Origin of the sequence: Yoonia sp., from assembly GCF_046498525.1 — a bacterium.
Lineage (GTDB): Bacteria > Pseudomonadota > Alphaproteobacteria > Rhodobacterales > Rhodobacteraceae > Yoonia.
The window spans coordinates 1-8,870 of record NZ_JAWOAN010000221.1; the positions used below are offsets into that span (position 1 = coordinate 1).

The following is an 8,870-nucleotide window of genomic DNA, read 5'->3' on the forward strand; positions in this document are numbered from 1 at the left end:
GGAATAAATGGCTCATTCTGGGACACCATGAGCTTCATTTTATTTTTCCCAAACCTCCCATCTTCAATTAGCCTTAAGTTAGCTGGAGTGTCCGTCGAGCCCCGGTTTGCCCACGAGAAATTTCAGACGACGGCCAAGTGCCGTGCTCACCAGATCGACCTGCTCGCGCAACTCTTCAAGCCCTTCCGTACGGTTTGACGGGTTGCTGCTCACTCCGGTTGGCGCACGGTACTGCCCGAATACGCTGCGCCACGCAGCAACGCCCTGCCCGACCATGTGGCGCCAGAAGTCAAACAAGACCGCTGGGACAGGTTCATGGAAAAGGCGCAGGCGATCTCGGCGGCGAAACTGGAGGCCAAGGTCGGACGCACGCTGGAAGTCATCGTGGACGACATCGACGAGGACGGCATCGCAACCTGCCGGACATGGGCGGATGGCCCCGAGATGGACGGGAATTTGTTTATTGATGAGGGGGCTGAGGGGGTGCCCGTGGGTGATGTGGTTAAGGTCGCGGTTGAGGAAGCGGGGGAGTATGATTTGTGGGGGGCTTTAGGCGAATAGTCGACGAATCATTTGATGATGCACAAAAAAAGTAGGGCGAAATTAAGGCATTCTCGAAAAAATTCGTACATTTCGTCTATTTCAGGACTAAGGCTTTAAGAAAAATGGAGTTTTTCTCACATTTTCCTTCAACATGCGAAATTGATGAGTAGCATAAAACGGATTACACCAACGTTATGAGCGATGCTACGCAAGCCATTAATAAAGCACCGAATTTTGCAGATAAGGTCGGCGGTACAACCTGTGGGTAAACCTAGACGTGAGTCACGGGACTAGCCGAACCGACGTATGGGTGCGGCACAGTCAACTGAATTAATCCACATTTTGTGTTAAAAAGCCGTTGACCCACAAGGGTCAGATGCGCGAATTTGAAACAACTTCACCTCACCGGCACAAGCCAATGAGGTGGAGTTTGGCTCCGACGAGGAACCATCGCGTGCAACGAAGCACTGTTTTGCGACTTCTTTGTTGCACGCGATGGAACCGAGCGCAACTTATTTTGCGTTTTTTTGGGAGCCGTCACAGCCGAAGAAGGAGATTCCTAATTGCACCAAAACGAAAGAACAGCAGCCCAAAGTTGAACAAGCAACTCGCCGCGTATATCAAGTGGCTTTGGCTCAATACCCCGCTGAACCAAGCACAAATCTCTGCTTGTCTCGGAGCGATCAATCAAGGACGTGTGTCAGAGGTAGTCAATGGACATAGTTTCGCCGATGTCCGGCCTCAGAAATTTGAGGGGTGGTCATAAGATGGCGAAGAAGCAAAGCTCATCGGCGCTCTCAACACTTGCGTCAAAGGTGCTCTCTGGTTCAAAAAAACCAACACCTGCAGAGGTCAAAAAGTTAGCAGCTTCAGTACTTGGCCAAGATGAAAAGAAGGGCCAGAAGTAAATAAAATATGGTTCAGCGACGCGAAGTTCGCTGAACCAAACTCCTGCTCGGCTCGGGCGCTGCCCTGATGTTGCACACGATGCGTATCGGAGGGTCTGGCTTGCTTTGTCAGCCGCTGCCCTCGCATTGATCCCGTAGGGTGGGTGAAACCCACGCGCGTGGGTTTCACCCACCCTACATCCCATCCAAATAAACCCGCACCGCATCCTGCACGCGGCGAAACCGGTCCCCGCCCAGCTTTACACCGCCGAACCAGCGGGTCACTACGATGATGTGGCCTTCCAGCCCCTCACGCTCCAGCATCCGCAGGATCACGATTCCTGCGCCACTTTCACCGTCGTCGTTTTTCAGCGGGCCGTCGGGCAGCAGTACCGCCCAAGTGTTATGCGTCGCCTTCGCGAATTTCTTGCGGCGGCACAACGTTTTGACAAAGTTCCGCGCTTCCTCGGCAGACGCAACAGTCCCTCCGGCGACCGCGTATTTCGATCCGCGGTCGCGCAGTGCATTTTCGATGATCTTCAGGTCACTGCCCTCGGATCAGGATGTGACCTCGCGTGCCGCGCTGTAGCCGCAACCGCTCTTGCCGTTCGCCGGCGTGGCAGCTTCGGTGACTGCGGCGCAAGCGCCGGCGGCGTCCGACCATGCAGTGCCGGCAGGGCAGCTTTGACCCTGGGCCACAGGCTCTGTCGGGGCGGGCAGTGTGGTGTTCTGTGCAAATGCGGCCATCGGCAGCATAGCGAGGGCAAGTACTGTGAGACGCATAATGTCCTCCTGCGGTTTTGTAATGAAACAATATTAGCCAAGTGCTGTGATTTTTCAACGCGCGCACTGTCGCACCCTTGACGCACATCAAGGCAACCGGCCCCATGCTCTGCCAGACTTCAGCCAAGCGAAAAAGGAGAGGGACATGAATGACACCGCTGTGGATGCCAAGCCAAGACAGCCCAGACGCCGCAGGCCAACGTCACTGCCCAAACTGGCGCGTCGTCCCTACGAGGCGGAAAAAGCCGAACTCCAAGCCGAGCTTTTGAAAGTGCAGCTTTGGGCCCAGGAAACAGGCGAGCGTTTTATTCTCCTGTTCGAAGGGCGCGATGCGGCAGGCAAGGGCGGCACGATCAAGCGCTTTACCGAACACCTCAACCCGCGTGCGGCGCGCGTGGTGGCACTGAACAAACCCACCGACGAGGAGCGCGGCCAATGGTATTTCCAACGCTATATCGAACATCTGCCAACCTCGGGTGAAATGGTCCTTTATGACCGCAGTTGGTACAACCGCGCAGGTGTTGAACGGGTCATGGGTTTTTGCGAGCCCGAAGAATACCTTGAATTCATGCGCCAGACGCCGGAACTTGAACGGATGCTGACACGCTCGGGCATCCGCCTCTATAAATACTGGTTCTCGGTTACGCAGGACGAGCAAAAGCGCCGCTTCGCCGCACGCGAAACCGATCCGCTCAAACAATGGAAACTGTCACCGATCGACAAGGCCAGCCTTGATAAATGGGCCTATTACACCGAGGCCAAGGAAGCGATGTTCTTTTACACCGATACCGCCGACGCGCCTTGGACCGTCGTGAAATCCAATGACAAGAAACGCGCCCGCCTGAACTGCATGCGCCATTTCCTGTCAACGCTCGATTATCCCGGCAAGGATCACGCCATTGCCCAAGCCCCCCAGCCCGAGATCGTGGGCAGCGCGAAGAAGGTGATCCACCACGCCGATCATATTCTGGGTACGGCATTGCATCCCGACACACGGCGGGTGAAAACATAATAAAAAAGGCGCTGCGGATTGCAGCGCCTTTTTGTTTCGTCAGTGATGAAGTGTCAGCCCTGCCGCAATTCCGAGAATGTCTCGCGATTGACGCAGTATTCCGGCGCCTGATCGACACGGGGCATATCCGCAAGCAGCTTGTCACAGCGTTCAACCTGCACGCAACCGCGGCAGCCGGTAATCATATCGGAATATTCGGCGATATTGATCCTGTCTTCATCCAGTGCCGTCGACAAATCGACATCGCAGGCTTTGGCCATTTTGATGACACGCCAAAAATGTTCGCGTGCGTCGCCCAAGGTTTGCATTTTTGATCCTCCGGTTGTTGTTGATACTTTCGTAGCAACACGCAACGGGGCGGTCTTTGCGCTGGATCAAGTCAGTAGGACCGCCCCACACCCGTGGAGATCGCCTGCATCAGCGATGCTTCGGCCCATGTATCGCGGCCACCGCGCATCCTTATTTCGGTCAGTTGCGCCTGCGCCAGAACCATTTCGCCCGACGCCACATGCCCTTGCCCCATATAGGACCGCGCCAGCAGGTTATCCGGATCGGCATCAATTGCCGCAGTGTAATAGGCCATCCCCAGCTCGACCCGATCCGCCTTGCGGTGCGCGAACCCGTAATATGTCAACGCGAGGGGGGCCTGCGGATTTTCCAGCGTGTCCAGCACATCAAGTGCTGCCTGATAATATCCTGCGTAAGCCAGTTCGCGCACATCCTTCAGACGGGCACTGTCGTCGTTGCTGCTTTCTGCAGGGTCCATGCAGCTTTGCGTCGCGATATCCCAGACAAGGCCTTCCGCGCAGGTCGTCGTGGTTTCGGACGGTGCAGGGGCAACTTCACTGCCCCCACCGGCGGCAATGGCGGCCATTGGAAACAGGGCAAGGGTCAGGGTCGTCAGGCGCATGTCTCTCTCCTATCGGTTGACGATGAGTTAGCTTTGTTCCTTATGGTGACAAGATGGTGCGACAAACACGCAAACAAAGGACCAACCCATGTCTGACAGCCTTGCCCTTCTGGGCGTCAAGGGCGGCCCTGCCATTCGCCCCGGTTCCAACATGCCGACAGCGATGCTGCTGCAGCTTGCGGGCAAGACGATTCTTGTGGATGCGGGTCTTGGGGTTACGCGCGGGATTTGTGATCAGGGTGTGGCCCTGACCGACATTGACCTGATCGTCATTACCCACCTTCATTCCGATCACTATCTGGAACTCGGCCCCTTATTTCACACGGCATGGACCGCCGGTCTGAACCGTACCGTCGCCGTGATCGGCCCCGAAGGGTTGAACAACTACTGGCAAGGGTTTCAGGACAGCATGGCCTTCGACATCGCCCTGCGCATCCGTGACGAAGGGCGCTGCGATCTTGGCAGTCTTGCGGATATCCGGACCCTGCAGGACACTATGACTTTCGGCGCGATCACGCTGCGCACCATGCGCAACGTTCACCCCCCGATCACCGACACCTATGCATTGCGATTTGAGACCAGCGACAAAGCGGTCGTCCTGTCCGGCGACACCGCCTATATGCCGGAAATGGCGGATTTCGCGCACGGTGCGGATCTGCTGGTCCACGAAGCCATGCTGCGCGATGGCGTCGAGGCGCTTTGCGCGCGTATGACCAACGGCGACGAACGGTTACGCACCCACATCCTGCGCAGCCACACCGATGCCGCCGATGTCGGGCGTATCGCAAGGGACGCAGGCGTGAAACAACTGGCACTGAACCACTTTGTCCCCGACGGCGACCCCGATTTCACGGACCAGCATTGGCAAACGCAGGTACGCAAGCACTGGGACGGGCCACTTTCGCTTGGCAAAGACGGCATGAAGATCACGCTCTGACCCTCACCCATTGCCCCTGCCCTGCACCATCGCTATCTAAGGCAAAACCCAGATTTTAGTGGAGCGTTCCCCCTTATGGCTGCAAATCAATTCGTCTATTTCATGGACGGCGTGTCAAAAACCTATCCCGGCGGTAAAAAGGTCTTTGAAAACATCCGGCTGAACTTCCTGCCCGGCGTAAAGATCGGCGTCGTCGGTGTGAACGGCACCGGTAAATCGACCCTGATGCGGATCATGGCGGGGCAAGACAAGGATTTCGCAGGCGAAGCATGGGCCGCCGAAGGCGCACGCGTGGGCTATCTGCCGCAGGAACCCGAACTCGATCACAGCCTGTCCGTACGCGAAAACGTCATGCTGGGCGTGGCCGACAAAAAGGCGATCCTTGATCGCTACAACGAAGTCGCCATGAACTATTCCGAGGAAACCGCCGAAGAGATGGCGGAACTGCAAGACCAGATCGACAGCCAGAACTTGTGGGATCTCGACGCGCAAATCGACATTTCAATGGAGGCGCTGCGCTGCCCGCCGGATGATGCTGACGTGACCACGCTTTCGGGCGGTGAAAAACGCCGCGTCGCGCTGTGCCAACTGCTGCTTGATGCGCCCGACATGCTGCTGCTTGACGAGCCGACCAACCACTTGGATGCCGAAACCATCGCATGGCTGCAACAGCACCTGACCGACTATAAAGGCACCATCCTGATCGTCACCCACGACCGCTATTTCCTTGATGCGATTACCGGCTGGATTCTCGAACTGGATCGCGGCTCGGGCATCCCGCACGAAGGCAATTACTCCTCATGGCTGGAAGCCAAGGCCAAGCGGCTTGAACGCGAAGCCAAGGACGACAAGTCAAAGCAGCGCACGCTGCAACGCGAACTTGACTGGATGCGGCAAGGTGCCAAGGCACGGCAAGCCAAATCCAAGGCGCGGATCGCGGCCTATAACGAAATGGCGGGTCAGTCCGAGCGCGAGAAGATGGGCCGCGCCCAGATCATCATTCCCAACGGGCCCCGCCTTGGTTCCAAGGTGATCGAAGTTGACGGATTGAAAAAAGCGATGGGCGACAAGCTTTTGATCGAAGGGCTGTCCTTCGACCTGCCCCCCGGCGGGATCGTCGGTGTGATCGGGCCCAACGGCGCGGGTAAATCCACGCTCTTTTCCATGTTGACCGGACAAGCCGAACCGGACGAAGGGTCAGTCGACTACGGTGACACGGTCAAGCTGTCCTACGTCGATCAATCGCGCGATGCGCTCGGCGCAGACAGCACGGTCTGGGAAGAAATCAGCGGCGGTGCGGAAATCATCGAACTGGGCGATGCATCGATGAACAGCCGCGCCTATTGTTCGGCGTTCAACTTTAAAGGCGGCGACCAGCAGAAAAAGGTCGGCCTGCTTTCGGGTGGTGAACGCAACCGCGTGCATATGGCAAAACTGTTGAAATCCGGCGGCAACGTCCTGTTGCTTGACGAACCGACCAACGACCTTGACGTTGAAACGCTGCGGGCCCTCGAAGACGCATTGGTCGATTTCGCAGGCTGCGCCGTGGTCATCAGCCACGACCGTTTCTTCCTTGACCGGATCTGCACGCATATCCTTGCCTTTGAGGGTGACGCGCATGTGGAGTGGTTCCAAGGGGCATTTACCGACTACGAAGAAGACAAAAAGGCGCGATTGGGTGCAGATGCGCTGGAACCCAAGCGGATGAAGCATAAGAAGTTTGTGCGCTAACGGCGGGGAAACATAAAAAGCGGCGCGTCTAGAATTAGACGCGCCGCTTTTTTTCACCATCCACAATCAAAGACCATTCAGGTCAATATTCGCTTGCTAGTCGTTCAAATCCGGTTTTAGCGACGCTTCTCGCCGTCATCATCATCGCTGCTCGACGCAACCCCGATCAACAAGGCAACAATAGCCGCTGGAATGACCCAACCCGGAAGGCTGCCACCTGTGGGGCCAACTTCGACCGGATCTTCCACGATCACGGGTGCCTCTACAATCGCATCTGACAGACCACCGGCGGATGCGACGGTGCCTGACAACACAACTGCTGTTGTCGCGGCGACTGCGGCTTTCATTCGTTTAAGCATAACTAATTCCTTCCCCTAAACTCACATGTTTACAAATTGTTAAGCATGAAACTAGGCTAAGGCAAGCAAAAGCTCGTTTCACGCCTGCGGTCGGGACATGAAGCTTTCACGATGAATGTCATCTTTTGGCGCAAGAAAATATTGATATGCGAGCATTTTGACCGATGAACAAATCACAGGACGCCCTGCTTCGATACTTGCCTTCTTCGATGCGCATGTCATGCGTTCGAACCGGCAAGACGCTTGATCACAACGCATTCCTGACGGCTGTCGAAGATCGTGCAGCGGACATCGCGGACCGTATTCCACAGGGCCCCAGCCGCGTCGTCATCGCGATCACCGATCCCATTGATTGCCTCGTCAGCCTTTTCGCTGTCTGGCGGTGCGGTGCCTGTGCGGTCATGGTCAATCCGGACATCAAGGACATGGAGCAGCAGAACGTCATCGCAACAACGGGTGCCGCGCTCTGGCTTGAGGATGGCCGGATCACCCAGATTGGTGGCAGCCCCCCCCACCCGCATGACATTGATGAGGCCGCGCTTATCCTGATGACATCCGGCACAACGGGCGTGCCCAAAGGCGTCACCCATAGCATTTCAGGGCTGCGCGACCGCCTTGTTGCAAACCTCGCCGCGATCGGCCATGCAAACCTGCAGAATACGCTTTGCACGCTGCCCTTGTTCTTCGGGCACGGGCTGATCGGGAACGCGCTGACCGCACTCTATGGCGGACATCACCTTTTGCTTTTGCCACGGGTGCAGATGCATGAACTCGCCAGCTTTGGCGAAACGCTCGACAAAAACCGGATCACCTTCTTCAGTTCCGTTCCCTCGTTGTGGAAAATGGTGCTGGCGACCTCCGCGCCGCCAAAACAAGCGGTCAAGCGCGTGCACGTCGGGTCGGCCCCGCTGTCGTTGCAGCTTTGGGGCAAGATTTGTGATTGGTGCGGGACCGAACAGGTCTTCAACACCTACGGCATGACCGAAACCGCAAACTGGATTTCCGGCGGCTCATTTGCAGAACAGGGCCGGGGTGACGGCTATGTTGGACAGCCCTGGGGCGGGGTCTTTCGTGTCCTGCGCGACGGCACTTTGCATAGTTCGGGCAAAGGCCAGATTGCCGTCAAAAGCCCCGGTCAGATGCTGGGATTCTGGCGCAATCCGGACAAGACAGGCGACACCATGATGGACGATTTCATGCTGACCGGTGATCTGGGCCATTTGTCGGCTGACCAGTCCCTGACGCTGGTCGGACGCACCAAGAATGAAATCAATGTCGCCGGCATCAAGGTCCTTGCAGAAGAAGTCGATATGCTGCTGGAAAGGCATCCTGATATCGCTGAAGCCTGTAGTTTCGGCATACCCGATGCCATCGCCGGAGAGCGGGTTGCCGCAATTGTCCGGTCCGCGAACAAGGCGCCTGACTGGGCATTTCTAAATAGGATGGTTCTATAGAATAGCCAGGAATTAAAAACTCGGCCAGCTTAATATAGCTGTTACCGAGTTTGTCTATGATTGATTGAGAGGTAATAGCGACTCTCTGTGAGATTTGCTGGTTAAATTGGCCGAGAGTCTCTGCCAAGCTGGCTAAATTAGAAGCTTGTCCTTCCTGCTTAAAAAAGAAAATTGAGCTAATTAGTAATAGGCCTATTAAAATGCTGCCTAAAACAGCTTTTGGCTGAATCTGGACAGTAAAATTTTCAATATAT

General features: G+C 56.2%; 10 protein-coding genes and 1 pseudogene. 5 read left to right on the top strand and 6 right to left on the bottom strand.

The genetic code is table 11. The features are described from left to right. Positions 1 to 78: 78 nt before the first annotated feature. Positions 79 to 297 (bottom strand): hypothetical protein, encoded by a 219-nt coding sequence (locus R6T97_RS13485; protein ID WP_410349824.1) that lies wholly within the window; start codon positions 295 to 297, stop codon positions 79 to 81. Between R6T97_RS13485 and R6T97_RS13490 the strand changes: the two are divergent. Beyond that, a pseudogene (locus R6T97_RS13490) lies at positions 253 to 561 on the top strand (30S ribosomal protein S12 methylthiotransferase RimO); the annotation flags it as partial. The gene R6T97_RS13485 and the pseudogene R6T97_RS13490 overlap by 45 nt on opposite strands. A gap of 1,064 nt (positions 562 to 1,625) precedes the next feature. On the opposite strand, the gene R6T97_RS13495 reads toward R6T97_RS13490, so the two are convergent. Next, positions 1,626 to 1,973, bottom strand: coding sequence for a YigZ family protein (locus tag R6T97_RS13495; protein WP_410349823.1), 348 nt, complete (start codon positions 1,971 to 1,973; stop codon positions 1,626 to 1,628). A gap of 15 nt (positions 1,974 to 1,988) precedes the next feature. Next, positions 1,989 to 2,213: a hypothetical protein gene (locus R6T97_RS13500; RefSeq protein ID WP_410349815.1), complete on the bottom strand. Its 225-nt coding sequence runs from the start codon at positions 2,211 to 2,213 to the stop codon at positions 1,989 to 1,991. Positions 2,214 to 2,358: 145 nt separating this feature from the next. On the opposite strand from R6T97_RS13500, the gene ppk2 reads away from it, so the two are divergent. Then, positions 2,359 to 3,225, top strand: coding sequence for a polyphosphate kinase 2 (gene ppk2 / locus R6T97_RS13505; protein ID WP_410349816.1), 867 nt, complete (start codon positions 2,359 to 2,361; stop codon positions 3,223 to 3,225). A 53-nt stretch (positions 3,226 to 3,278) separates the two neighbouring features. On the opposite strand, the gene R6T97_RS13510 is transcribed toward ppk2, so the two are convergent. Together R6T97_RS13510 and R6T97_RS13515 are read right to left on the bottom strand one after the other, a co-directional pair. Continuing rightward, positions 3,279 to 3,533 (bottom strand): DUF6455 family protein, encoded by a 255-nt coding sequence (locus R6T97_RS13510; protein ID WP_410349817.1) that lies wholly within the window; start codon positions 3,531 to 3,533, stop codon positions 3,279 to 3,281. 71 nt (positions 3,534 to 3,604) lie between these two features. Beyond that, complete coding sequence (locus R6T97_RS13515) at positions 3,605 to 4,135, bottom strand: tetratricopeptide repeat protein (protein ID WP_410349818.1); 531 nt, start codon at positions 4,133 to 4,135, stop codon at positions 3,605 to 3,607. Positions 4,136 to 4,223: 88 nt separating this feature from the next. Between R6T97_RS13515 and R6T97_RS13520 the strand changes: the two genes are divergently transcribed. Together R6T97_RS13520 and ettA are read left to right on the top strand one after the other, a co-directional pair. After that, on the top strand, positions 4,224 to 5,072 hold the full coding sequence (locus tag R6T97_RS13520) for an MBL fold metallo-hydrolase (RefSeq protein WP_410349819.1): 849 nt from the start codon (positions 4,224 to 4,226) through the stop codon (positions 5,070 to 5,072). Positions 5,073 to 5,147: 75 nt separating this feature from the next. Further along, positions 5,148 to 6,803 carry an energy-dependent translational throttle protein EttA gene (gene ettA, locus R6T97_RS13525; protein ID WP_410349820.1) on the top strand — a complete coding sequence of 552 codons (1,656 nt, stop codon included), beginning with the start codon at positions 5,148 to 5,150 and terminating at the stop codon, positions 6,801 to 6,803. A 116-nt stretch (positions 6,804 to 6,919) separates the two neighbouring features. Here ettA and R6T97_RS13530 read toward each other — a convergent pair whose 3' ends face one another. Beyond that, positions 6,920 to 7,162: a hypothetical protein gene (locus tag R6T97_RS13530; protein ID WP_410349821.1), complete on the bottom strand. Its 243-nt coding sequence runs from the start codon at positions 7,160 to 7,162 to the stop codon at positions 6,920 to 6,922. 164 nt (positions 7,163 to 7,326) lie between these two features. Here R6T97_RS13530 and R6T97_RS13535 point away from each other — a divergent pair, with 164 nt between their 5' ends. Beyond that, entirely contained in the window at positions 7,327 to 8,616 is a 1,290-nt protein-coding gene (locus R6T97_RS13535; RefSeq protein ID WP_410349822.1) for a class I adenylate-forming enzyme family protein, read from the top strand. The last annotated feature ends 254 nt before the right edge of the window (positions 8,617 to 8,870 follow it).

Coding starts and splice junctions, on each gene's coding strand:
- R6T97_RS13500 (WP_410349815.1), bottom strand. CDS start 2,213: ATGCGTCTCACAGTACTTGCCCTCGCTATGCTGCCGATGGCCGCATTT.
- ppk2 (WP_410349816.1), top strand. CDS start 2,359: ATGAATGACACCGCTGTGGATGCCAAGCCAAGACAGCCCAGACGCCGC.
- R6T97_RS13510 (WP_410349817.1), bottom strand. CDS start 3,533: ATGCAAACCTTGGGCGACGCACGCGAACATTTTTGGCGTGTCATCAAA.
- R6T97_RS13515 (WP_410349818.1), bottom strand. CDS start 4,135: ATGCGCCTGACGACCCTGACCCTTGCCCTGTTTCCAATGGCCGCCATT.
- R6T97_RS13520 (WP_410349819.1), top strand. CDS start 4,224: ATGTCTGACAGCCTTGCCCTTCTGGGCGTCAAGGGCGGCCCTGCCATT.
- ettA (WP_410349820.1), top strand. CDS start 5,148: ATGGCTGCAAATCAATTCGTCTATTTCATGGACGGCGTGTCAAAAACC.
- R6T97_RS13530 (WP_410349821.1), bottom strand. CDS start 7,162: ATGCTTAAACGAATGAAAGCCGCAGTCGCCGCGACAACAGCAGTTGTG.
- R6T97_RS13535 (WP_410349822.1), top strand. CDS start 7,327: ATGAACAAATCACAGGACGCCCTGCTTCGATACTTGCCTTCTTCGATG.